This window comes from Pseudomonas sp. 8_5_2 (assembly GCF_059295255.1).
In genome coordinates this window covers 2,979,160-3,000,795 of record NZ_CM181238.1, presented here as the reverse complement: position 1 = coordinate 3,000,795, position 21,636 = coordinate 2,979,160, and the positions used below count along the sequence as shown (strand labels likewise).

Below are 21,636 nucleotides of genomic sequence, written 5' to 3'. Positions count from 1 at the left end.
CTGGGCCTCACTTGCCGTGCTTGGTCTGAAGCGCTTTGGCGTGTTCCAGGTGCTTTTCGAGTTTCGGCAGGGTCTCGCTGGCGAAGGCCTTCAGCTCCGCCTTGTCGGACGAAGCAGCTTCTTTCTTGAACAGCTCCACTGCTTTTTCGTGGGCGTCGACCTGGTTGTTGACGTAAGACTTGTCGAACGACTCGTCGCGCCACTCCAGGATCATTTTCTTGACCTTGTCGGTCATGGCCGCCTCATCGGGCACTGAGATATCCAGCTTGCGGGCAATGTCGCCGAGTTTCTGGTTGGCCTGGGTGTGGTCGGTGACCATCTGCTGGGCGAATGTCTTGATCTCGGCGTCCTGGCTTTTTTCCAGGGCCAGCTTGCCGGTTACCACCTCGGCAATGCCAGCTTCGGTGGCCGCGTCGACAAAATCATCTGAACTGGCTGCCATCGCCTGGACCGATGCCAGGCCCAATACCATGGACAAACCAACGCGCTTGATGAAGAGACTGCTCATGCTTCACTCCTTAAACCGTGGCGCGACGTCAGTGTCGCGTACGGTTGAGGGTGCGGGGGAGGCAAAGGTTTAATCTTTTTCGCGACGGGTTTCGCTCCGGCGGCCCTGAACTATAGTGAAAGGCGGCAAAATGCCGTATGGCTAGGGATTTGAATGTGCGCAGCCAGGAAACAGGATGATGACGGGCTTATCGCGGTAGCCGGCGAGGGGCGCGCTGTGGCGTTGTTCCGCCTGGTATTGGCATTCATGCTGGTGGTGATGCTGGCCTTCGCCCTGGTGGAAGGCTGGCGTATCTGGCGCGACTACCGGCACGCCTTCAGCAATGCCGAGAACATCGTCACCAACCTGGCCCGGGCCACGGCCCAGCATGCCGAAGACGCCATCCGCCAGGTCGACGCCATCACCGCTACGTTGGCCGAGCGCCTTGAAGGCGACGGTTTCGACCACATCAACCGGCCCCGGCTGCATGCACTGCTGGCCAAGCAGAAAAGCATCATGCCGCAGTTGCACGGGCTGTTCGTGTATGGCCCGGATGGCCACTGGATCGTTACCGATCAGGCGCTTATCCCCGCCAATGCCAACAATGCCGACCGGGATTATTTTGTCTATCACCGTGACCATGCCGACCGCGGTGTGCGGGTCGGTTCGGTGGTGCGCAGCCGCTCGACGGGCGACCTGATCATTCCCATTTCCAGGCGCCTGGAGTACCCCGACGGCAGCTTCGCTGGCGTCCTGCTGGGCACCATCAAAGTGCAATGGTTCGTGCAGTATTACGGCGATTTCAAGATTGACGAGCGTGGCGCGCTGGTGTTGGCCAAGCGTGACGGGACCATCCTGGTACGGCGACCGTTCGTCGAGCCGGCGGTAGGCCGAAGCCTGGCCAACAGCGAGATCTTCCGTAACCACTTGCCTTACGCTGCGGAGGGGGTAGCAGAGGCAGTAGCGGTGGTAGACGGGACGGCTCGGCTATACGCCTACCGCGCGCTGTCGAGTTATCCGCTGGTGGTTGAAGCAGGCTTGTCGCGTGAATCCATCGTCGCGCCCTGGCGCCACGATGCCATCAAGTCGCTGGCGGTGTTGTTGCTGTTGTTGCTGGGCCTGGCAGCATTTGCTGGGGTGGTGCTGCGCCAGTTACGCGAACGAATAACCATCGAGCGGGCGCTGCACCAGGCGCACCAGACGCTGAAGGCGCTGGCCTTGACCGACAGCCTGACTGGATTGGGAAACCGTCGTCGCCTGGATGCGGTGTTCGAGGCAGAATTGAAGCGTGCGCGGCGACAGGGCTACCCGGTGGCATTGGTGATGCTCGATCTGGATTACTTCAAGGCCTATAACGACCTTTACGGGCATCCTGCGGGCGACCAGTGCCTGCGGCGCTTCGCTGAAGTCTTGCAACAGGCCCTGAAGCGGCCAGCAGACCTGGCCGTGCGCTATGGCGGAGAGGAGTTCACGCTACTGTTGCCCGATACCGATACACACGGGGCAGAGGTGCTGGTAGTGGAAGTGCAGCAATTGCTGCGGCGCCAGTTGCTCGAGCACGGCGGGAGCCCGCTGGGGCGCGTGTCGTTCAGTGCCGGGATTGCGGTCGGTGATCTGGCGCGGGAAGGGGTGACGGCCGAGAGGCTGATGGCGGCCGCCGACGGCGCGCTGTACCAGGCCAAGCGGCAGGGCCGGGATGGATTTTGCGTAGCGGCAAATGCAGGGGTTGGCGTGGCGCCATAAAGCCTGAAGCCTCAGTTGAAGACGCATGGCGCAGCGCCCGCTGCTCCCGCTCGTTGCGCAGAACCCCGCACAACCGCCAACCCAGATCCTTGTCGAACGCTTGATGCCGGGCAGCCACTGGATGTCGTGCTCAAGGGTAGGGCCAATGCGCATGCGTCTGTCCTGTTGTTTCAATCTGCTCTCAGTACCTGTGGCTGCAGCTGCCAGCGCACCGAGCTTACACCTTTCTCCAGGCTGACCCGGCTGACCAAGCGCTCCAGTTGCCCCGGTGCCTGCGCCGTGCCCAGCAGCTCGGCGCGCACTTCCAGGCGGGCCGGGTTGGCCAGGTCTTCGCTTTGCAGCGACTGCAGGCGCAGCTCAGGGTCGGCCAGGCTATGCAGCATCAAGCTGCGAACCTGGATCTCGTCCTCGGCACGGCAGACGATGCGCACTTCAAAGTGCTGTTCCACTTCGCTGGCCGGCACCACGTCCTGGCGGTCCAGGCGCTGGGCGATGTCGCGTAGCAGGATGTTGGCGCACAGAATCACCAGGCTGCCCAGTGCCGCCTCCAGCAGCAGCCCCAGGCTGCACAGCACGCCGACCGCCGCCGTGCACCACAAGGTAGCGGCGGTGTTCAGGCCGCGTACGTTGAAGCCGTCGCGCATGATCACACCGCCACCCAGAAAGCCGATGCCCGAGACCACATACGCGGCAACCCGCGAGGCGTCGGCAGGGAGCATGCCTGGCACCGCCTGGGTCATGAGGACGAACAGGCAGGCACCGGTGCTGACCAGCGCGTTGGTGCGCAGTCCGGTCAGGCGTTGGCGCAGTTGGCGCTCGGCACCGATCAGCGCCCCCAACATCAGGGCGATGCTGACGCGCAGCAGAAATACTTTCCAATCCATAGCAAACCTCTTCCACGGGCAAATGCCCGCACGTACGCCATCAGGTGGCGCGGTTGAAAAACCAGAAAATGCGCAGGACCACGGGGGAGGGGAAGAGAAGAGGGGGTTACAAGAAACCACCGTCTTGCCATTGCGGCCAGACAGTGCAGGACACTGCCAGGCTAGCGCGCCACGTGGGCCTGTCGCAAGCGACTGGGGCTACTGTCCAATGCAGGTCTCCTGTTCAGGGAAGCAAAATTGCGTCGCGGACCTTACGCCCCGGGACAGACGAGGTCAAGGGTGAAAAGATGACAATGGCTTCATCGGCAAAGGGCCTGCAGCCGGCACGCCTGCATGGCAAAAAACGCAGCCAGTGGGTACCCTTGCACTTTCCTTGGCCATCACCTGGACCGTTCCATGCTGTTCAATCTCGCCATCTTGTTCGGCACCCTGGTGACCATGGAGGGCGTTGGCACGCTGGCTCACAAATACATCATGCATGGTTGGGGCTGGTGGCTGCATCGATCTCACCATGAGCCACAGCTGGGCATGCTCGAAACCAACGACCTGTATCTGTTGGCCCTGGGGCTGATCGCTACCGCGCTGGTGGCATCAGGCAAGGCAGGGTATGCACCGTTGCAGTGGGTGGGCGCTGGTGTGGCGGGGTACGGGGTGCTGTATGTGGTGGCCCACGACGGTTTCTTCCACCGGCACTGGCCGCGCAAGCTTCGGCCGGTCAACGGTTACCTCAAACGCCTGCACCGGGCGCACCGGCTGCACCATGCGGTGAAGGGGCGGACCGGGTGTGTTTCGTTCGGTTTTTTCTACGCGCCGCCGTTGAAGGTGTTGAAGCGGCAGTTGCGCGGGAAGAGCGGCTGAAGGTGGCTGTGCTGGGGCGGGGTTGTTGGTTGGGCATGTTCCAAGAGGGATAGCATCCGGGCTGAAAGGCGTTTGCCATAAGAGGTGCAGCGCCTATGAGATCGAGCGCCGCGCGGGCGGCGCTCGGTTTCAGAGGCGATGAAGATGTGGTGGCGGACACCCGCGAAGCGCCGCGCTGGCGGCGCTCGATCTCATAGGCGCTGCAACTGCTGCGGCAAGCACCTGTCAGCCCTGATGCAATCCCCCGCAACCCCATGACCTGCCAGCAAAAGCACCATGGCCTCCCCTCAATTCACCGTCTCCCCCTCAGCCCGCGCCGCCACATGCCCGCGGCTCACCCACCAGCCAAACCCCGCCGCAGTAAAGAACATGATCAAGCTGTACAGCGCCGCCGGCACGGCCATGGTCGGGTTGTTCAGCAGCGAAGGGCTCAAGGCCAGGGCAATCGCCAAGGTGCCGTTGTGAATACCGATCTCCATGCCGATGGCGATCGCCTGGCGTTTGGGAATGTTCAGCAGGCGCGGTACAAAGTAGCCAACTGCCAGGCTGAGCAGGTTGAACAGCAACGCCGCCAGCCCCACCACCGGCGCGTACTCGGCCACGGTCTGCCAGTCCTTGGTCAGGGCCAGCACAATGGTGAACGCCAGGAACAGCGCCGCCACCAGCTTCATCGGTTTCTCCATGCGCCCCGCAAAGCCGGGGGCGAAACGCCGAATCAGCATACCCAGGGCCACCGGCAGCAAGACAATGGCAAACACCTGCATGACCTTGCCAAACTGCAACGGGATGGCCTGGTCCGATGCCATGAACCAGCCCAGCGACAGGTTCACCAGCAACGGCATGGTCAGGATCGCAATCAGCGAGTTGACGGCCGTCAGGGTGATGTTCAGCGCCACGTCGCCATGGGCCAGGTGGCTGAACAGGTTGGCCGTGGTGCCACCCGGTGATGCTGCCAGCAGCATCAGCCCCACCGCCAGCGCCGATTCCAGGCCAAAGCCATTGGCGATCAGGAAGCATACCAGCGGCAACAGCAGAATCTGGCAGGCCAGGCCGATCACCACCGGCTTGGGATACTTCACCACCCGGGCGAAGTCGGCCAGGGTCAGCGACAACCCAAGGCCGAGCATGATGATGCCCAGGGCAAGCGGCAGGAACGCGGTAAGCAAGGGCGAGGCGGTCATGGGCGTGTCTCTTGGGCGAAGGATCCCGACGAGTGTAGGACGGCCTCGATTGATAGCTAATTGCAAAGAGCCAGCTCTTGGTAACTGTTTGTTACCGGCAAACCGGCCATCGCGCCCGCATGCCGCATTGCAGCAGGCCTGCAGGCACAGTAGCATTCCCGCTTTTACCGAGGATTAGCCTTTCATGCCGTTCCAGCAAGGTCTGCTTGCCACTCCGGTGCCGGCGCACGCCCGTCACCTGTTCTTCACCCTGCAGTCGCCCGAGGCGTTGCCTGCCGCTCTCGATGCCTTGCTGCCGCAGATCGATGGCGTACAGCTGATCCTGGGCGTCGGAGCACCGCTGGCCAAGGCCATGGGCCGCGAAGTGCCGGGCCTGCGTGCGTTTCCGCAGCTGGATGCCGCCGTGGAAAACCCGAGCACTCAGCACGCCTTGTGGTTGTGGCTGCGCGGCAACGAGCGCGGCGATCTGTTGCTGCGTGCCCAGGCCCTGGAACAGCTGCTGGCGCCGGCCCTGCGCCTGGCCGACAGTGTTGATGCCTTCCTGCACCGTGGCGGCCATGACCTGACCGGCTACGAGGATGGCACCGAAAACCCGGTGGACGAAGACGCCGTGCAGGCAGCCATTGCGGCAGACGGCTCCAGTTTTGCAGCCTTTCAGCTGTGGAAGCATGACCTGGAATACTTCAAGTCGCTGCCGCAGGCGGACCAGGACAACATCATCGGCCGTCGCCTGAGCGACAACGAGGAGCTGGACGACGCGCCCGAATCAGCCCACGTCAAGCGGACCGCCCAGGAAAGCTTCGAACCTGAGGCGTTCATGGTGCGTCGCTCGGTGGCCTGGGCCGACCAACGCGGTGCTGGCCTGGCCTTCGTCGCCCTGGGCCACAGCTTCGACGCGTTCGAAGTGCAATTGCGGCGCATGAGCGGACTGGAAGACGGGATCATTGACGGCCTCTACCGCTTCAGCCGGCCATTGACCGGCGGCTATTACTGGTGCCCGCCGATCGCTGAGGCGGGTGCCGACCTGAGCCAGCTGCTGCAGGGCTGATCACTAAACATCCAGACACAGAAACACCTGCCAACGCAGGCCAGAGCGGCTAGCATTGAAAGTTTCCGGTTCATGACGGGGGCTTTCCCATGTACGCACGTCGTGATGTCCTACGCGCAGGTGCCGCCTTGGGTTTGCTTGCCGCGAGCCCTTGGTTGCACGCCGCTGCCCCGACCGGGCTGCTGACGCGCAAAGTCCCTTCCACCGGCGAGGCGCTGCCGGTGATTGGTGCCGGCACCTCCGGCAGTTTCGAAGTGGAAGCCGGCTCGGCTCAGTACCAGCAGCTGAAAACTGTCCTCAAGGCCTTTTTCGAGGGCGGCGGGCGGGTCATCGACACTTCACCTAACTACGGCGGCGCCGACCGTATTCTTGGCCAATTGCTGGAGGAGGGCGGCTGGCACCGGCAATGCTTCATTGCCACCAAGATCGCCGCCAACAGCCGCGCCGATGCGCAAGCGCAATGGGCTGGTAGCCTCGAAAGCCTGCGTACCGACAAGGTCGACCTGCTGCAGATCCACAACCTGCGCGACTGGCAGCGGCAACTGCCCTATGCCCAGGAACTGAAGCAGCAGGGCAAGACCCGCTACGTAGGCATCACCCATTACCTGAACAGTGGGCAGGACGAGGTCGCCAGCATCGTCCGCAGCCAGCCGCTGGACTTCATTCAAATCAACTACTCGGTCAACGCGCCCGAAGCCGCCCGCGAGTTGCTGCCGCTGTGCCAGGACAAGGGTATTGCGGTGCTGATCAACAGGGCCTTTGACGATGGCCGCCTGTTCGCCAAGGTAAAGGACCAGGCCTTGCCCGCCTGGGCTGCAGACGCGGGTATCGGCAGCTGGGCGCAGCTGTTTCTCAAGTTCGCCATCAGCCACCCGGCGGTGACCACGGTCATTCCTGCCACCAGCCGCCCCGACCGCCAGCTCGACCAGCTGAAGGCCGGCCATGAGCCGATGCTTACCCAGGCGCAGCAACAGGCGCTGATCAAGCTGTTTGCCTGACGCCATGCAGGCCTGGCGGCGGCGCCTGGACCAAGGGCTGAACATCCAGCCTGGCGAGGGGCCGGCGGTCGTCGCCGGCCTGCTGCTGTTCTACCTGCTGTTCACCGGCTATTTCATGCTGCGCCCGGTGCGCGAAACCATGGGTGTCGCCGGTGGCGTCGACAACCTGCAATGGCTGTTCACCGGCACCTTCATCGCCACCCTGGCGTGCCTGCCGCTGTTCGGGTGGCTGGCGTCCAGGGCGCAGCGCCGGCATATCCTGCCGTGGACTTACGGCTTCTTCGCCAGCAACCTTGTGCTGTTTGCCGTGCTGTTTGCCCGCGCGCCCGACGATGTGTGGGTCGCTCGGGCCTTCTATATCTGGTTGTCGGTGTTCAACCTGCTGACCATTTCGCTGGCCTGGAGCGTGCTCGCCGACCTGTTCTCCACTGTGCAAGGCAAGCGCCTGTTCGGCTTGCTGGCGGCCGGGGCCAGCCTTGGCGGGCTCAGTGGCCCGATCCTGGGCACGCTGCTGGTGGCGCCACTGGGGCATGCCGGGCTGCTGCTACTGGCGGCCGCCTTTTTGCTCGGCAGCATCGGCGCGACCCTGTACCTGCAGCGCTGGCGTGCCCGCCAGCCATTGCCAACGCAAGCCGGCCACCCGGACGCGCGGCCGCTGGGCGGCAACCCGTTTGCCGGTGCTACCGCCGTGCTGCGCTCGCCGTATCTGCTGGGCATCGCGTTGTTCGTGGTGTTGCTGGCCAGTGTCAGCACCTTCCTGTATTTCGAGCAGGCGCGCATCGTCAGCGAAACCTTCACTGACCGCACTCGACAGACGCAGGTGTTCGGCCTGATCGACAGCGTGGTCCAGGCCCTGGCCATCATCACCCAGGTATTTCTTACCGGCCGCCTGGCGCGGCGCCTGGGGGTTGGCATATTGCTGGTGGCGGTACCGCTGGTAATGGCGGCTGGCTTCTTGTGGCTGGCACTGGCACCCGTGTTCGGCGCATTCGTGGTGGTGATGGTGGTACGGCGCGCCGGTGAGTACGCGCTGGTGCGCCCAGGCCGCGAAATGCTCTTCACCGTGCTGCCCGCCGAGGACAAATACAAGGCCAAGAACTTCATCGACACTGTGGTCTACCGCGGCGGCGATGCCTTGAGCGGTTGGCTGAAGCGGGCGCTGGACGTGATGGCCGAACACCCGCAGCTGGCGATGCTGATCGGCACACTGATTGCGTTGTGCTGGGCGGCTACCGGGAGTTGGCTAGGGCGCCGACAGGCTTGCCTGGAACGCCCGCTGCGCGACTGACAAGCGCACCAAATATGGCGCCGCCGCTTATTTAACGCCGCCGGTCCGAACGCTTCGCAATAAACCGAATCCCTTCATATGCCGGAACTCCGAACAGGTGTACGGCGAAAAAGCCGTGCATTCCGAAGTCATATGAGGTTTGAGACCATGGCCAACAAAGAGAATAGCCGCACCGGCAATCAACAAGGCAGCCAGGGTGGTAGCAAGAACCCAGGCAATTTCGCCAATGACCGCGAGAAAGCTTCCGAAGCAGGGCGCAAAGGCGGCCAGCATTCCGGTGGCGGCCAAAGCAGCGATACCAGCCGCAAGGGCGGCCGTTCGTAAGTGAGGCTACGCAGTGCCAGGGCAACCTGGCACTGCGATTTTATTAAGCAGGAGCTCCTTATGCGACTGACTCCCCTGATCGCCCTGATGGGCGCCCTGACTTTGGTCGGCGGCTGCTTCGACCGCGACAACGACCACCCGGGCAAGGATTCCGATCCCAGCAAGCCTTCTCTGCAGATGCAGCAACCCACTGATAAACCCGCTCCCCAACCTGCGCCAGACCCTGAGCCGATGCCAGGCCAGAAAACCAGCCCATAACACGCGCATGAGGAACACGCCATGACGGTCACGACCTGCAAGACCGCCGTGAAGGGTAAGGCCTTGGCGACCGTGCCCAGCCTTCACGCTCGTTACCACGAACTGCTCGAAGGCCGCGACACGACCAGCGCCGCGTGGTTGAACGAACAGCTGGCGCACGCTCGGCGCCTGCCGGACGACCTGCCCGCTGATCCCGCCCAGTTGCAAGCCTGGAGTGCCCAGCATGCCGCTCAGGTGGCCGAAGCCTATGCGGCGTATCTGCAGCAGCGTCGACAAGGCGCGCCACGGCGCTATTTTGCCAACCGTGCCCAGGCCTTGTGGTTTCTCCAGCAAGTGGCGCCCACCAAGGCAGTAGACGGTGCATGGCTACATAGCACCTTGCGCCACTGGGGTGATCCGCGCTTCCACGGCCTGATCCGTACCTACCTGGAAGAACTGGGCAGCGGCGACCCGCGCTGTAACCACGTGCTGATCTATCAGCGGCTGATGAGCCGCATCGGCTGCCCGGGCCAAGCCGAACTTGAGGACGAACGCTACCTGCAGGGTGCTATACAGCTCGCGCTCGGGCAGCACGGCGACGCATTCCTTGCCGAGATGATCGGCTACAACCTCGGCTACGAGCAACCGCCGTTGCACCTGCTGATTACCACTTACGAGCTGGCCGAGCTGGGCATCGATGGGCAGTACTTCCAGCTGCATGTCACTATCGATAACGCTGCCAGCGGTCATGCCCACCTGTCCACCCAGGCAGTGCGCCAACTGTGCCCCGCCCACGATCAGCATGCCTTCTATGAGCGCGTCAGGCTCGGTTATCGCCTCAATGATCTGGGTGTCGATACGCCAAGCCTGATCAGCCGCTTCGACCTGGAGGCCGAGCTGCTGCGGGCGCTTGAGCACAAGCGCAATTTCGGCCAGTTCATGCATTCGGACCACTGCCGCCTGCAGCAGCGTACCGTCAACCAGTGGCTGGCCGAGCCGGGCGCCATGCCAGCGTTTCTGCAGGCGCTGCAGGCCCAGGGCTGGATCCGCCGCGGCGAACAGCCGGCCCAGAGCCGTTGGTGGACGTTGATCGAAGGGCCGTCGGCACCCATGTACGGCGTATTCAACGCTTACGAGAAACAGCTGTGGCACGACTGGATCGCGGCGGGCTGGCAAACCCGCGTCAGGCGCGTCATGCCGGGCAGCTGGGATGTTCCTGTGCAGCCGGAGGACGCACCTCTCGGCAGGTCGCAGGATGAAAATATCGATGCATTGATTGAGAAAATGGCCGGCAATCGCCATGCCGCACCGGAGGGTCTGATCGCGACCCGCGCGTATCTGCGCGCCACCGGCCTGATTCAGGAGCAACCCTGCTGATGATGCTCGACCCACAACATCTGGAAACCGACCGGGCATTACTGCAGCTAGGCAAGCGCCTACGTGCCGACGGCTACCGTTTCACCTGTGTCACGCCCGCTACCCACGCCCGCGTCAACAGCCGCCAGGGGGCTGAACAGGCCCGCACCTTGCGCGACGTGTTCGGCTGGAGCCGCCCGTTCTCGCCAGCCTTGCTGTCTGCTGATGAACTGGGCCAACTGCAGCGCGGCCATCTTGTCACCGAACACGGGCAACTGCTGCACAGTACCGTGCGCTGGTCGACCCTCGATGACCTGCTACTGGTGCACTCGGCATACCCCACCGACGCCAGCGATGCAGTGTTTTTCGGCCCGGACAGCTACCGCTTCGCCCAGGTCATCCATGACCACCTGCAACGCACCCCGCAGCGGGTCGAGCATGCGGTCGACATCGGCTGCGGCAGCGGCGTCGGTGCACTGCTGATTGCCCGGGCCGCGCAGCATGCTCAGGTCAGCGCTGTCGACATCAACCCGCTGGCGCTGCGCTACACCGCCATCAATGCAGCACTGGCCGGTGTCAGCAATGTTTCGGTCGAGCCCAGTGACCTGCTTGACGGCATTACCGGCACGTTCGATCTGATCGTGGCCAACCCACCCTATATGCTTGACCTGAGCGAGCGCACCTATCGGCATGGCGGTGGATCACTGGGCGCAGCGCTTTCGCTGCGCATCGTCGAGCAAGCCCGCGAACGGCTGAGCCCGGGCGGATCGCTGCTGCTGTACACCGGGGTCGCGATGGTCGAAGGGCGGGATGCCCTGTTGGAAGCGGTCCGCCTGCGGCTGGCAGGGCCTGAATGGTCGTGGGTATACCGGGAAATCGACCCGGATGTTTTCGGCGAGCAACTGGATGAGCGTGGCTACGAGCACGTGGAACGCATTGCGGCCGTGGCGCTTACCGTCACCCGTAACGGGTAATCCGACTATGGCCAGGTCGTGCACCTTCGGCATCGAAGAAGAGTACCTGTTGATCGACCTGGCCACTGGTCGGGTGCCGGTGACCCCGGCGCTGGGCGTGACCAAGCGTTGCCGCGATGCGCTAGGCAAGCATTTTGCCCAGGAGATGTTCCGCAGCCAGATCGAGGTGGCTTCCCCGGTGTTCGGCAACCTTGACCAGGCGCGGGAATTCTTCGCCCAGGGCCGCCAGCGCCTGGCCGCAGCCGTGGCCCAGGAAGGCATGGGCCTGTATGGCGCCGCGAGCCATCCGTTCGCCCAGTGGCACAGGCAGAAACCCGCCGCATCGGCGCATTATCGGCAATTGTTCGATGACTACCAGCACGTGGCGCGGCGCAGCTTGCTCAACGGCCTGCATGTGCATGTGGGCGTGCCGGCAGAATGCGACCGGATGCAGTTGATCAATCGGCTGGTACCCTGGCTGCCGCTGCTGCTGGTGTTGAGCACATCGTCACCGCTATGGACCGGCCAGCACACGGGCTACATGAGCTACCGCAGGGTGATTTGCGCTGAATGGCCGCACATGGGCTTGCCTGAGCCATTGCCCGACTGGCCCGCCTACGAAAGTTACCGGGCGTTGCTGCAGCGCACCGGTGTGCTGGCCGAGGACGGGGATTTCTGGTGGGCGATCCGCCCCTCGCGACGCTATCCGACCGTAGAACTGCGCATCTGTGATGCCTGCCCCGACCTGGAGGATGCGCTGTGCATCGCCGGGCTGTTTCGGCACCTGGTGGAGCACAACCTCGATCCTGGGCTCGACCGCGCGCCCCCGGCACGGGAGCTGCGCTGGGTAGCGCAGGAGAACTACTGGCGCGCCATGCGCCATGGTCGCCACGGCTCATTCATCGGCCAGCAGCAACAACAGGCGGTGTCTTCCCGGGGCTGGCTCGCCCAGTTGCACGAGGCTTTCCCGGTCGATACGGCAGATGCCGAGCGCTCCCTGCTGCATGCGCGCCGCCTGCTGGACGCTGGCACCAGCGCAGACCGGCAGCTGGCCTGTTTCGAACGTGCACGCGCAAACGGCGCCACAGCGCATCAGGCGCTGCGCAGGGTGGTTGAGCAGGTGGTGGAAGAGGGCGGTAAACAGCGCCCCCATGATACCGCGGCACTTGCAATCGCAGAGGGTTGAACGACAATGGCGGCGCCTTTGCCAGCCACCCGGACGTTCTGCACCATGATCCTTGCCCAGCAATTCCCTGATATTTCGTTGGCCGATACGCTTTTTGTCTTCGCCCTGGAGGCCGAAGCGGGCAGTGTGTTCGCGGGGATGAACACCGTGTTCACCGGCATCGGCAAGGTCAATGCCGCCATCGCCCTGACCAAGGCCATCGCTACGCGCCGGCCCAGGCTCATCATCAACCTCGGTTCCGCCGGCAGCCTGCGCCACGGCAAGGGCGAGGTGGTGTGTTGCACCCGATTCGTCCAGCGCGACATGGACGTGACGCCGTTGGGTTTCGCCCGCTACGAGACGCCGTTATCGGATATCCCCGTGCTGTTGGAGCATGGCGTGACAGTGCCGGGCTTGCCGCTGGAAACGTGCGGCAGCGGAGACAGTTTCGAGATCAACCATGGTGACGCGCCTTATGATGTGGTCGACATGGAGGCCTATGTGCTGGCGTTGATCGCACGTAGCGAAGGCATTCCGCTGGTCTGCCTGAAGTACATCTCCGATGACGCCGGCAGTGATGCGGCGGGCGATTGGGCGGTGCAGGTGCACCTGGCTGCCGAGGCCTTCAAACGGGTGCTGTTCAGCCAGGGCTGACCGCCGGTCGGTGTTTGCGCGGGCCGAAAAAACCATCGATGCCGGGACTACCTCGAAATGGAAGAACTGCCTTCGCGCTACACAGTCGCGAAGGCTTCTACCTGTTTTCCGCAGAGGACCCGCACCATGCCCAGCAAGCCCCAGGACCAGTTCAGCATGCAAAACCCGCTGACCCAGTATCCACACCCGCCATTCCCGGCCCAAGGCCAGGCTGCACCTGGCCTGGATGCCAACATGCAACCCAAACCCGATCACGGCGAGCACACCTATAAAGGCTTCGGTCGCCTCGCGGGGCGCAAGGCGCTGATCACCGGTGCCGACTCGGGCATCGGCCGGGCCGTGGCCATCGCATTTGCCCGCGAAGGGGCGGACATTGCCCTCAACTACCTGCCGATAGAACAGCCCGACGCCCGCGAAGTGATCAAGTTGATCGAAGCAGAGGGCCGCAAGGCGGTCGCCATTGCCGGCGACCTGAAGGACGAGCACTTCTGCAAGCAGCTGGTCGACCAGGCCCATGAGCAGCTGGGCGGCCTGGACATTCTGGTGAACGTCGCTGGCAAGCAGGAAGCCCGCAAGGACATCACCCAGATCAGCCACGAGCAGTTCGACCACACCCTGAAAACCAATGTCTATGCGCTGTTCTGGCTGTGCCAGGCCGCCATCCCGCTGATGCCCGCCGGGGCAACCATCATCAACACGGCCTCCATCCAGTCCTACCAGCCCTCGGCCACATTGCTCGACTATGCCACCACCAAGGCCGCGATCGTTGCCTTCACCAAGGCGCTGGCCAAGCAAGTGATCGAGCGCGGCATCCGTGTCAATGCCGTGGCACCCGGGCCGATCTGGACCGTGCTGCAGCCCAGCGGCGGCCAGCCAGCCGAGAAGATCCCGGACTTCGGCGGGCATACCCCGATGAAGCGCCCGGGCCAGCCAGCCGAATGCGCATCGGTGTATGTGCTGCTGGCCAGCCAGGAGTCCAGTTACATCACCGGTGAAATTTTCGGCGTGACCGGCGGCAACCCGCTGCCATAGGGCGCCAAGGTTAAACCTTCGCGGTCCCCAGCAGTCACTTGTGATATCGGCAGGCAATCGAGGAGCAGGTCCATGGCTAGGGCAATCTGGAAAGGCGCGATCAGTTTTGGCCTGGTACATATCCCGGTAGCGCTCAATACCGCAGTGCGCACCGAGCGCGTCGACTTTGACTGGCTCGACAAGCGCAGCATGGACCCGGTTGGCTACAAGCGGATAAACAAGGTCACCGGCAAGGACATCGACAAGGAAAACGTCGTCAAAGGGGTGGAGTACGAGAAGGGCCGCTATGTGGTGATCAGCGAGGAAGAAATCCGCAAGGCGCGGCCCGAGGCCACCCAGACCATCGATATCTTTTCCTTTGTCGATGCCGGTGATATCCCGCTGCAGCATTTTGATACGCCGTACTACCTGAGCCCGGACCGGCGTGGCGGCAAGGTGTACGCGTTGCTGCGCGAAACCTTGGCCAGCACCGGCAAGGTGGCCCTGGCCACGGTGGTGCTGCATACCCGCCAGCATCTGGCGTTGCTACGGCCGCTGGACGAGGCCCTGGTGATGATCACCCTGCGCTGGCCGGAAGAAGTGCGCGGGCTGGAAACCCTGGAGCTCGACAGCAGCGTCACCGATGTGAAGGTGGACAAGCGCGAACTGGACATGGCCAAGCGACTGGTCGAGGACATGTCCGGTGTCTGGAGCCCCGACGAGTATCATGATGCCTTCCGCCAGACCATTCTCGATCTGGTGGAAGAGAAGGCCAGCAAGGGCAAGATCGAGACGGTGGAGAAGGGCGAAGCTGCCGGTGCCGAGAAAAGCGCGGACATCATCGACCTTACCGAACTGCTCAAGCGCAGCCTGGGTGGCAAGGTCAGCGCACCGAGCAAGAAGAAGCCTGCTGCCGAGAAGAAGCCTGCCAAGCGTACGCGCAAGGCGTCATGACCCCTCGACCGGTGCAAAGCCCTCCAGGTTCGCCAGGTAATCACCAAAGCCCTCGCGCGCGCGGCTGTCGCGGCGGCTACTGGTGGCCACGCTGTGCCGGGCGGTCCAGCTGATCAGCACGCCCAGCGCCTCCAGGTCCCGGACCAGGTGCACATCCTCATGCGCCGGCAATGGCCGGAACCCGCCAATGCGCTGATAGGCCTGCGCGCTTACCCCAAGGTTCGCCCCATGGATATGCCGATGGCCCTCACGGGCTTCGTAGCGGCTCAGGTACAGCTGGCGCAACGCCGCCTTCTGCCACGGCTGCCAGCGCTGCACGTGCACGGTGCCGCACACCACATCCGTGCCGCAGTCCAGCTGGGACACCAGCCAGTGCGGCGGCACCTGGCTATCGGCATCGGTGCAGGCCAGCCAGCTGGCGCCGCGCTCGATCATCCAGGCCGCGCCGGCCCGCCGGGCTTTACCGACGTTACCCGCGTCAAGAGCCAGGGTGTGCACCGCATGGCGCCTGGCCACGGCCGCACTGCCATCGCTGCAGCGGTCCAGTACCACCAGTATTTCAACCTGATGCCCGGCCTGTTCAGCCTGGCGTGCCGCCGCCAGCACAGACTTGAGGCAGCGGCCAAGGCGGCGGGCTTCGTTATGCGCAGGGATAACCACGGCAATCATGGGCAGGTCTCGTCGAGGTCGACCACGCTGGGCTGGCTGGACCAGTACTCCAGCAGGAAGTCCGCCTCCTCATGGCGAAATACCGGGTACAGCGGCAGGTGCTTGGCCAGCATCCGGTGCACTTCGCGGCCGTCCTGCGGGCAACCCGCAATCGGGTGAGTCCAGTGGCATGCCAGCAGGCCGCCGTCGTAGGTCAGGCTGGCCGCCGACTGCTCGATAACCTGCAGCCAGTCGGTGGGGTCAAGGTAGTAGCCGATTTCGCTCAGCACGATCAGGTCAAACCGCCCACCCGGCCAGTCGCCGGGCAGCCGTGCCGCGTCCACCGAGGCGTGCCGGACGTCGGCCAGGCGCTCGCGGGTCAGGCCCACCGCAGTGGGGTCGATGTCCTGGCACAGCAGATCGGCGCAGCGGTCGGCGAGCAGGGCACTGAGCTCGCCATTGGCGCAGGCGGGTTCGAATACGCGCTGGTAGCACTGGCGCGGCAGGCTGGCCATGACCAGTTCACGCTTGCGCTTTTCGTACCAGCGGGTGCGGAACGCCCACGGGTCTTCGTTGCTGGCATACAGGTCAGCGAAATACTGCGCATCAAGGCTCATGACAACTCCGTTTAAAGAAACACCAGTTCAAAAGGTTGCAACAGGCAGTCACGCAGGTTCGTCGGCAGCACCGGCGGGTTAGTGCCATCCGGCTCCAGCTGGCTGGCGTGGGCGGCCAGGGCCTTGCGCTTGCGCGCCAGGCGGGTTTCATCCAGCTGCAGCCGGTGCGCACGGGGCCACGGCAGGCGCGGGTCGTCAGGCTGCGCCCAGTGCCACGCCCACACCGGCACCTCCGCCAGTTGCACCTGACGGGCGTGCGCGGCGTGCGCGGCAGCGCGGCCGACGGCCTCGTGGTCACAATGTCCATCCCCGCGCCAGGTTGCCATCAGCAAGTCATCGGGCCGCAGCAGCTGGGTCAGGTGGCTGACCAGAAACGCCTCTTCGCGAGGCAGATGGCCGTCCTTGAGGTTGAGTCGGCGCCAGTCCACCCGGCCCAGGTCAAGGTCCAGCTGCTGCAGGGCCAGGCGGCTTTCCTGCGGACGCTGCCGACGCAGGCGATGCTCGCTCCACTGGTTTGATCCGGGATGGCTGCCTTCACCGTCCGTGGCGGAGATCAGCAGCAAGTCGCCTTCGCGCCCCTGGAAATCGGCCAGCAAGCCGCCCGCCATGAGTATCTCGTCATCCGGATGTGGCGCGATCAGCACCAGGCGGCGCCCCGGCGGGCACAGCTGGCGCGCATCGAGCCAGGTGGCGCGGGCCAGGAGTGCCGCTTGCTGCCAGGCTGCCCACGGCGTGCCGCTGCTGGCTTGTATCAGGTTCTCGCTCATAGCTGCCACGCCCCGGCCGGCACTTGTGCCAGCTGCTGCCCCAGGACCGCCAGGTCACGCTCGGCGTGGCTCTGGCGCAGGAATACCGGCAGGTCGGCAATCAAGCGAGCAAAGTGGCTGCTACGGCAGAACGGGGTCGCGCCCAACGCCCGGCCGACATGGCTGATCACTTGCTCCACCGCCTGTTCGACCTGCGCACGGGTGCGCCGCACTTCGAAACTGGCGTCTGCCCCGGGCTGGCGGTCAATCCAGCCAGCGCATTCGCGCAGCGCCGCGCGGGCGCCGAACAGCGCGGCGTCCACAGCACCCAGGTGCGCATCGGCATGCACATCGGGCCGTGGGTTGCGGCAATGCTCGCGCAGGTAGTCCGCCAGGGCTTCTGCCGCACCGTACCAGCAGGCGGCAATGCCCGCGCCGCCGTGCCAGAAGCCGGGGCGCGACAGGTACTGGCCGGGTTTGCCGATGAGCGTGCCAGGGGTGTTGTTGAATTCGACTTCGACGCTGGCCGTGGTCGCCATGCCCACGGCTTGCCAGTGTTCGATGTTCAACTCCTGGCTGGGTTGCGACAGCTCGATCGCGACCAGCTGCGGTTGCTCCGCTTCGTCCCAGGCGGTGATCAAGGCCCTGTCGATCTGCAAGGCGCCGGAACACCATGCCTTGCGGCCGACCAGACGCACCTGGTCACCCTGCCGCGCGCTGATATGGGCACGTGCACCAGGCGGCTCGGCAGCCCATACACCCCAGATACCGTCTGCAGCATGATGAGCGGCAGCACATTCGGCGAGTATGGCCAGGGCGTCGGTGTGGCCTTCGTACAGCTTGGCCAGGGCCAGGTCGCAGCCGGCCACCCTGGCCAAGGTCTGCCAGCGGCGAAGTGTGTTGCCCTGACCCGGCAACGGCAGCAGGTCCAGGTGATCGGCTTGCAAGGCCTGGATAAGCTGGGGCAGTTGCGTGTCCAGGTTCAAAGGCTGCTGCCGTTCACCGAAGGTGCGCAACAGCCGGTCGAGGTTGGTCAGGTTGAAGTCCTGAACGATGCTCATCAGCGCGTCTCCCGGGTCATGTCCATTGGCTGTAACGCCATCATTCGAGGCCCATCTGCTTGCGCATGCGGGCGGTGACCGACTGCCGCACTTTACCCATGTCAGCCCATGGGTCTTCCACCTCCGCCAGGCGCTCGCGCAGGTTGGCGATGTTCCACTGGTTGGCGCCCTTGAGCTGTGTCAGCTCTTCGCGCCATATGGGTACCGAAACCGGCAAGCCCTCGCGAGCCCGAAGCGAGTAGGCGCAGGCAGTGGTGGCACCTTTGCCATTGCGCAGGTAGTCGATGAAGATACGGCCCACGCGGTTTTTGGGGCCGGATACGGCACTCAAGCGGTCCGGGAACAGCTTGGCCAGGTAATTGACAATGGCATGGCTGAAGTCCTTCACTTCGTCCCAGCCGGCCTTGCGGGTCAACGGCACCACCAGGTGGATACCTTTGCCGCCGCTGGTTTTCAGAAACACCTTCAGGCCCAGCTCATCAAGCAGGGTCAGGGTCAGCTGAGTGGCCTCGAGCATGGCTTTCCAGGGCAGCGCGGGGTCCGGGTCGAGGTCCAGGACGAAGCGGTCTGGCTTGTCGAAGTCTTTGTCAGTGCCATTCCAGGTGTGCAATTCGAGCATGTTCATCTGCACGGCGCCGAGCAGCGTGTCCGGGCGATTGATGACCATCGCCGCCTGACCCGCCTCGGCTTTTTCGTAGCTGAGCACATGCGCGATGTGCAGCTGGCCTGCGTTTTTCTGGAAGAACAGCTCGCCCGCCAGCCCGTCCGGCGCACGTACCAGCGCCACCGGCCGGTGCTTGAGCTGCGGCAGGATCCACTGGCTGACCGCTGCGTAGTATTCGGCCACGTCACGCTTGGTGCTGCCGCTGCTGGCATCGATGACGCGGTCGGGGTGGGTCAGGCGCAGGTCGTCAAACTCATCCGCTGCCTTGGCCTTTTTGGTTTTCGGCACGGTCTTGGCGGGCATGGCGCGCTCCAGGTCGATGGCAGTGGCAGGTTTGTCATCGCGCAGGCCATGGAACACCGAGTGACGGACGATGCCCTCCCGGGTCATCTGCGCGTAGGCGACTTCGGCCAGCAACTGTGGCTTCAGCCAGTGCACGCCGCGGGCTTCGGCCCCGGTCGGTGGTTTGGGCAGTGCGGGCTTGGCGATTTCCAGCGGTTCGAGACGGGCATGGATACTGGCAAGCGTGGTGCTGCTGAAGCCGGTACCGACCTTGCCGGCATAGCGCAGCGCGCCGCTTTCATTGTCATGCAGTGCCAGCAGCAAGGCGCCGAAACCGCTACGGCTACCTTTGGGGTCGGTAAAGCCGACAATCACGAACTCCTGGCGTTGCGTGCACTTGAGCTTGATCCAGTCGGCGCTGCGCCGGCCCACGTAGGGGCTGTCCAGGCGCTTGCCGATCAGCCCTTCAAGTTGCAGGCGGCAGGCGCTGTCGAGCAGCGAATCCACCGGTTGGTCGAAGTCGGCGGAGAACTTCAGGTTGTCGGCCTCGTTGTGCTCCAGCAACTGGCGCAGCGCTTGGCGGCGCTCCTGCAGCGGTACCTGGCGCAAGTCACGGCCGCCCAGAAACGGCAGGTCGAACAGGTAATAGGTGATCTGCTCATCGCGCCCGGAGTCAAACGCATTCTGCAGCGCCTGAAAATCGGCCACGCCGTGTTCGTTGTTGACCACCATTTCGCCATCCAGCCAGGCCGAGTCGACGCCCAGCTCGCGCAAGGCGTTCAATTGCCCCGGCATTTTGGCACTCCAGTCGTGGCCATTGCGGGTAAACAGGCGGATGTCATCGCCTTCGATCCGGGCCAGGATGCGATAACCGTCGAATTTCACTTCGTAGCGCCATTCACCGGTGGGCGGTGAGTCGACCAAGGTGGCGAGCTGCGGCTCCAGGTGGGTTGGCAATGCAGCTGCTTTGCCGGTGCTTGCCCGCTTGCGGGTGGCAGGTTTTCGCTTCGCTGCTTTTGCGGTACTGCCTTTTGGCACCAGGGTGCGGTCGCTGATGACGCTGTCGGGCTGGTCGTCGACGATGCTGTATTCGCTTTCACTGCGGGCCTGGCCGTCGTGCGACTTGACCAGCATCCACTGTTCCTTCTTGCCCGCCAGGCGAGTGCGAAACAGGTTCCATACGCCGCTGAGCTTCTCGCCCTGCAGGCGAAAACGCAGTTTGCCCTTGGCATAGGCCGCCTGCGCATCGCCCTCGGGCTCCCAGATGCCCCGGTCCCAGACAATAACGTCACCCGCGCCATAATGCCCCTCAGGGATGTTGCCTTCGAAGTCGGCGTAATCCAGAGGGTGATCTTCGACGTGCACGGCCAGGCGCCGTACCTTCGGGTCGAGCGACGGCCCTTTGGGGATGGCCCAGCTTTTCAGCGTGCCATCCAGCTCCAGGCGAAAGTCGTAGTGCAGGTGGCTGGCGTCGTGTTTCTGGATGCAGAACTGCAAGGCGTGGGCCCGCTTGGCACGGCTGCGCTTGCCACTGGGTTCAGGCGTGGCGTTGAAATCGCGTTTGCGCGCGTATTCCTCGAGGGGTTTGGCCATGGCGGGCTCCGGGGCGAGTCGCGGTCTTATCGTTGGGAGGCGGCGGGGCCCGGCGGAGTTCAAAATATCCGCCGAGGCGAGCGCGCTGAAAAACTCTGAATCTTCCTGGGTTTGGTGGAGTCGACCGAAGGTAAGCCAACTGACGGAGACGATCATGTCCAGACCTGATGACCCCAAACCGTATACACCGACCGAAATCGATGACACCGAAGACCGCATGGGCAGCGTCCATGAACTGGATTTCAGTGAGCGCCAGGATGAACGCGAGGGGCGGGTAGGGGATGAGCGCCCGGCAGCCGATGTCGCCCAGGAATTTTCGCCGCGCCGCGTGGCGCAGAGCGGCATGACAGGGGGCGAGGCCTTGAGTGACAGCTTGCATGAGGACAACGTGACCTATGACGACCTGAGCCCCGATACGCTGCTGGACGAGACCGGCGCCCGCGACCCGCATGAGCCTGGCCAGGGTGGCCCGGCGGACGAGGCATTGCGCGAGGTGGATGCTGACGAGATCGGCGGTGGGTTCGGCCTGGATGAAGCCGAGCTGGCCCGTTCCGCACCGCTGGATGGCGAGCCATGGACCGATGATGTGATCGACGAAGACCAAGGGGGCAAGCCATGAGCGAGTTAAGATGCGCGTGCAGTGAATGCTCCTGTACGGTGGATGCCGCCCCTCAGAACGGCAAGGCCTACTGCTGTGAGGCCTGTGCCAGCGGGCACCGTAACGGTGAACCGTGCCGTATGCCGGGTTGCAATTGCGGACAGGTGGCGCAGGTGAAGGAAAGCAGCGTCGACAATGCGCTGGATGAGACCTTCCCGGCGAGTGATCCGATTTCTCCCTGATTCATGCTAGTACTTTGAACGGCTTGCAGGTGTTTGCCGCAAGA

At 64.0% G+C, this 21,636-nt stretch carries 22 protein-coding genes and 1 pseudogene; 15 read left to right on the top strand and 8 right to left on the bottom strand.

Going from position 1 to position 21,636, the window contains the following annotated elements:
* Window positions 1-7 precede the first annotated feature (7 nt).
* Window positions 8-508 (bottom strand): DUF4142 domain-containing protein, encoded by a 501-nt coding sequence (locus tag AC5O5R_RS13820; RefSeq protein WP_172229021.1) that lies wholly within the window; start codon window positions 506-508, stop codon window positions 8-10.
* A gap of 153 nt (window positions 509-661) precedes the next feature.
* On the opposite strand from AC5O5R_RS13820, the gene AC5O5R_RS13815 reads away from it, so the two are divergent.
* Complete coding sequence (locus AC5O5R_RS13815; protein ID WP_172229020.1) at window positions 662-2,230, top strand: sensor domain-containing diguanylate cyclase; 1,569 nt, start codon at window positions 662-664, stop codon at window positions 2,228-2,230.
* 170 nt (window positions 2,231-2,400) lie between these two features.
* Here the strand turns inward: AC5O5R_RS13815 and AC5O5R_RS13810 are convergent, their stop codons facing one another.
* Window positions 2,401-3,114, bottom strand: a complete 714-nt coding sequence (locus AC5O5R_RS13810; protein ID WP_172229018.1) for an MgtC/SapB family protein — start codon at window positions 3,112-3,114, stop codon at window positions 2,401-2,403.
* Between the two features lie 396 nt (window positions 3,115-3,510).
* Here AC5O5R_RS13810 and AC5O5R_RS13805 point away from each other — a divergent pair, with 396 nt between their 5' ends.
* Entirely contained in the window at window positions 3,511-3,972 is a 462-nt protein-coding gene (locus AC5O5R_RS13805; protein ID WP_172229016.1) for a sterol desaturase family protein, read from the top strand.
* Between the two features lie 287 nt (window positions 3,973-4,259).
* On the opposite strand, the gene AC5O5R_RS13800 is transcribed toward AC5O5R_RS13805, so the two are convergent.
* Window positions 4,260-5,153: a bile acid:sodium symporter family protein gene (locus tag AC5O5R_RS13800; RefSeq protein WP_172285356.1), complete on the bottom strand. Its 894-nt coding sequence runs from the start codon at window positions 5,151-5,153 to the stop codon at window positions 4,260-4,262.
* Between the two features lie 184 nt (window positions 5,154-5,337).
* On the opposite strand from AC5O5R_RS13800, the gene AC5O5R_RS13795 reads away from it, so the two are divergent.
* From AC5O5R_RS13795 to ku, 11 genes and pseudogenes are all read left to right on the top strand, one after another.
* The gene (locus AC5O5R_RS13795) at window positions 5,338-6,201 is read left to right on the top strand and encodes a Dyp-type peroxidase (protein WP_494514458.1); all 864 of its coding nucleotides are present in this window, start codon (window positions 5,338-5,340) and stop codon (window positions 6,199-6,201) included.
* A gap of 89 nt (window positions 6,202-6,290) precedes the next feature.
* The gene (locus tag AC5O5R_RS13790) at window positions 6,291-7,199 is read left to right on the top strand and encodes an aldo/keto reductase (RefSeq protein WP_172227392.1); all 909 of its coding nucleotides are present in this window, start codon (window positions 6,291-6,293) and stop codon (window positions 7,197-7,199) included.
* Window positions 7,200-7,203: 4 nt separating this feature from the next.
* Window positions 7,204-8,487 (top strand): NTP/NDP exchange transporter, encoded by a 1,284-nt coding sequence (locus AC5O5R_RS13785; protein WP_172227417.1) that lies wholly within the window; start codon window positions 7,204-7,206, stop codon window positions 8,485-8,487.
* Window positions 8,488-8,691: 204 nt separating this feature from the next.
* Window positions 8,692-8,811: pseudogene (locus tag AC5O5R_RS13780) on the top strand (KGG domain-containing protein); the annotation flags it as partial.
* 60 nt (window positions 8,812-8,871) lie between these two features.
* Window positions 8,872-9,069, top strand: coding sequence for a hypothetical protein (locus AC5O5R_RS13775; RefSeq protein WP_172227396.1), 198 nt, complete (start codon window positions 8,872-8,874; stop codon window positions 9,067-9,069).
* Window positions 9,070-9,090: 21 nt separating this feature from the next.
* Entirely contained in the window at window positions 9,091-10,425 is a 1,335-nt protein-coding gene (locus AC5O5R_RS13770; RefSeq protein WP_172227398.1) for an iron-containing redox enzyme family protein, read from the top strand.
* Window positions 10,425-11,378, top strand: coding sequence for a methyltransferase (locus AC5O5R_RS13765; RefSeq protein WP_172227400.1), 954 nt, complete (start codon window positions 10,425-10,427; stop codon window positions 11,376-11,378). Before AC5O5R_RS13770 ends, AC5O5R_RS13765 begins: the two co-directional genes overlap by 1 nt.
* A 7-nt stretch (window positions 11,379-11,385) precedes the next feature.
* Window positions 11,386-12,543: a carboxylate-amine ligase gene (locus AC5O5R_RS13760; RefSeq protein ID WP_172227402.1), complete on the top strand. Its 1,158-nt coding sequence runs from the start codon at window positions 11,386-11,388 to the stop codon at window positions 12,541-12,543.
* Window positions 12,544-12,588: 45 nt separating this feature from the next.
* Window positions 12,589-13,176 (top strand): 5'-methylthioadenosine/S-adenosylhomocysteine nucleosidase family protein, encoded by a 588-nt coding sequence (locus AC5O5R_RS13755; RefSeq protein ID WP_172227403.1) that lies wholly within the window; start codon window positions 12,589-12,591, stop codon window positions 13,174-13,176.
* A gap of 126 nt (window positions 13,177-13,302) precedes the next feature.
* Window positions 13,303-14,208, top strand: coding sequence for an SDR family oxidoreductase (locus AC5O5R_RS13750; RefSeq protein WP_172227405.1), 906 nt, complete (start codon window positions 13,303-13,305; stop codon window positions 14,206-14,208).
* 72 nt (window positions 14,209-14,280) lie between these two features.
* Entirely contained in the window at window positions 14,281-15,141 is an 861-nt protein-coding gene (gene ku, locus AC5O5R_RS13745) for a non-homologous end joining protein Ku (protein ID WP_172227407.1), read from the top strand.
* Here the strand turns inward: ku and AC5O5R_RS13740 are convergent.
* The 5 genes from AC5O5R_RS13740 to ligD are packed head-to-tail and all read right to left on the bottom strand — an operon-like array spanning window position 15,136 to window position 20,752.
* Window positions 15,136-15,810: a glycosyltransferase family 2 protein gene (locus tag AC5O5R_RS13740; RefSeq protein WP_172227409.1), complete on the bottom strand. Its 675-nt coding sequence runs from the start codon at window positions 15,808-15,810 to the stop codon at window positions 15,136-15,138. The genes ku and AC5O5R_RS13740 overlap by 6 nt on opposite strands.
* Window positions 15,807-16,406 carry a class I SAM-dependent methyltransferase gene (locus AC5O5R_RS13735; RefSeq protein WP_172227411.1) on the bottom strand — a complete coding sequence of 200 codons (600 nt, stop codon included), beginning with the start codon at window positions 16,404-16,406 and terminating at the stop codon, window positions 15,807-15,809. Before AC5O5R_RS13735 ends, AC5O5R_RS13740 begins: the two co-directional genes overlap by 4 nt.
* A gap of 11 nt (window positions 16,407-16,417) precedes the next feature.
* Window positions 16,418-17,173 (bottom strand): PIG-L deacetylase family protein, encoded by a 756-nt coding sequence (locus AC5O5R_RS13730; protein ID WP_172227413.1) that lies wholly within the window; start codon window positions 17,171-17,173, stop codon window positions 16,418-16,420.
* A complete protein-coding gene (locus AC5O5R_RS13725; protein ID WP_172227415.1) occupies window positions 17,170-18,213 on the bottom strand; it encodes an acyl-CoA dehydrogenase family protein in 1,044 nt (347 codons plus the stop codon). The genes AC5O5R_RS13730 and AC5O5R_RS13725 overlap by 4 nt, the downstream gene beginning before the upstream one ends.
* A 40-nt stretch (window positions 18,214-18,253) precedes the next feature.
* Window positions 18,254-20,752, bottom strand: a complete 2,499-nt coding sequence (gene ligD / locus AC5O5R_RS13720; protein WP_494514457.1) for a DNA ligase D — start codon at window positions 20,750-20,752, stop codon at window positions 18,254-18,256.
* A 154-nt stretch (window positions 20,753-20,906) separates the two neighbouring features.
* Between ligD and AC5O5R_RS13715 the strand changes: the two genes are divergently transcribed.
* Both AC5O5R_RS13715 and AC5O5R_RS13710 read left to right on the top strand, forming a co-directional pair.
* Window positions 20,907-21,371 (top strand): phosphotransferase system, HPr-related protein, encoded by a 465-nt coding sequence (locus AC5O5R_RS13715; RefSeq protein ID WP_494510964.1) that lies wholly within the window; start codon window positions 20,907-20,909, stop codon window positions 21,369-21,371.
* Window positions 21,368-21,592 (top strand): metallothionein, encoded by a 225-nt coding sequence (locus AC5O5R_RS13710; RefSeq protein WP_172233836.1) that lies wholly within the window; start codon window positions 21,368-21,370, stop codon window positions 21,590-21,592. Before AC5O5R_RS13715 ends, AC5O5R_RS13710 begins: the two co-directional genes overlap by 4 nt.
* The last annotated feature ends 44 nt before the right edge of the window (window positions 21,593-21,636 follow it).

Excerpts from the sequence above, each read along its gene's own strand:
- AC5O5R_RS13805 (WP_172229016.1), top strand. The coding sequence starts at position 3,511 with ATGCTGTTCAATCTCGCCATCTTGTTCGGCACCCTGGTGACCATGGAG.
- ku (WP_172227407.1), top strand. The coding sequence starts at position 14,281 with ATGGCTAGGGCAATCTGGAAAGGCGCGATCAGTTTTGGCCTGGTACAT.
- AC5O5R_RS13755 (WP_172227403.1), top strand. The coding sequence starts at position 12,589 with ATGATCCTTGCCCAGCAATTCCCTGATATTTCGTTGGCCGATACGCTT.
- AC5O5R_RS13815 (WP_172229020.1), top strand. The coding sequence starts at position 662 with ATGTGCGCAGCCAGGAAACAGGATGATGACGGGCTTATCGCGGTAGCC.
- AC5O5R_RS13800 (WP_172285356.1), bottom strand. The coding sequence starts at position 5,153 with ATGACCGCCTCGCCCTTGCTTACCGCGTTCCTGCCGCTTGCCCTGGGC.
- AC5O5R_RS13710 (WP_172233836.1), top strand. The coding sequence starts at position 21,368 with ATGAGCGAGTTAAGATGCGCGTGCAGTGAATGCTCCTGTACGGTGGAT.
- AC5O5R_RS13790 (WP_172227392.1), top strand. The coding sequence starts at position 6,291 with ATGTACGCACGTCGTGATGTCCTACGCGCAGGTGCCGCCTTGGGTTTG.
- ligD (WP_494514457.1), bottom strand. The coding sequence starts at position 20,752 with ATGGCCAAACCCCTCGAGGAATACGCGCGCAAACGCGATTTCAACGCC.
- AC5O5R_RS13725 (WP_172227415.1), bottom strand. The coding sequence starts at position 18,213 with ATGAGCATCGTTCAGGACTTCAACCTGACCAACCTCGACCGGCTGTTG.
- AC5O5R_RS13740 (WP_172227409.1), bottom strand. The coding sequence starts at position 15,810 with ATGATTGCCGTGGTTATCCCTGCGCATAACGAAGCCCGCCGCCTTGGC.
- AC5O5R_RS13770 (WP_172227398.1), top strand. The coding sequence starts at position 9,091 with ATGACGGTCACGACCTGCAAGACCGCCGTGAAGGGTAAGGCCTTGGCG.
- AC5O5R_RS13765 (WP_172227400.1), top strand. The coding sequence starts at position 10,425 with ATGATGCTCGACCCACAACATCTGGAAACCGACCGGGCATTACTGCAG.
- AC5O5R_RS13820 (WP_172229021.1), bottom strand. The coding sequence starts at position 508 with ATGAGCAGTCTCTTCATCAAGCGCGTTGGTTTGTCCATGGTATTGGGC.
- AC5O5R_RS13730 (WP_172227413.1), bottom strand. The coding sequence starts at position 17,173 with ATGAGCGAGAACCTGATACAAGCCAGCAGCGGCACGCCGTGGGCAGCC.
- AC5O5R_RS13785 (WP_172227417.1), top strand. The coding sequence starts at position 7,204 with ATGCAGGCCTGGCGGCGGCGCCTGGACCAAGGGCTGAACATCCAGCCT.
- AC5O5R_RS13760 (WP_172227402.1), top strand. The coding sequence starts at position 11,386 with ATGGCCAGGTCGTGCACCTTCGGCATCGAAGAAGAGTACCTGTTGATC.
- AC5O5R_RS13810 (WP_172229018.1), bottom strand. The coding sequence starts at position 3,114 with ATGGATTGGAAAGTATTTCTGCTGCGCGTCAGCATCGCCCTGATGTTG.
- AC5O5R_RS13715 (WP_494510964.1), top strand. The coding sequence starts at position 20,907 with ATGTCCAGACCTGATGACCCCAAACCGTATACACCGACCGAAATCGAT.
- AC5O5R_RS13775 (WP_172227396.1), top strand. The coding sequence starts at position 8,872 with ATGCGACTGACTCCCCTGATCGCCCTGATGGGCGCCCTGACTTTGGTC.
- AC5O5R_RS13795 (WP_494514458.1), top strand. The coding sequence starts at position 5,338 with ATGCCGTTCCAGCAAGGTCTGCTTGCCACTCCGGTGCCGGCGCACGCC.
- AC5O5R_RS13735 (WP_172227411.1), bottom strand. The coding sequence starts at position 16,406 with ATGAGCCTTGATGCGCAGTATTTCGCTGACCTGTATGCCAGCAACGAA.
- AC5O5R_RS13750 (WP_172227405.1), top strand. The coding sequence starts at position 13,303 with ATGCCCAGCAAGCCCCAGGACCAGTTCAGCATGCAAAACCCGCTGACC.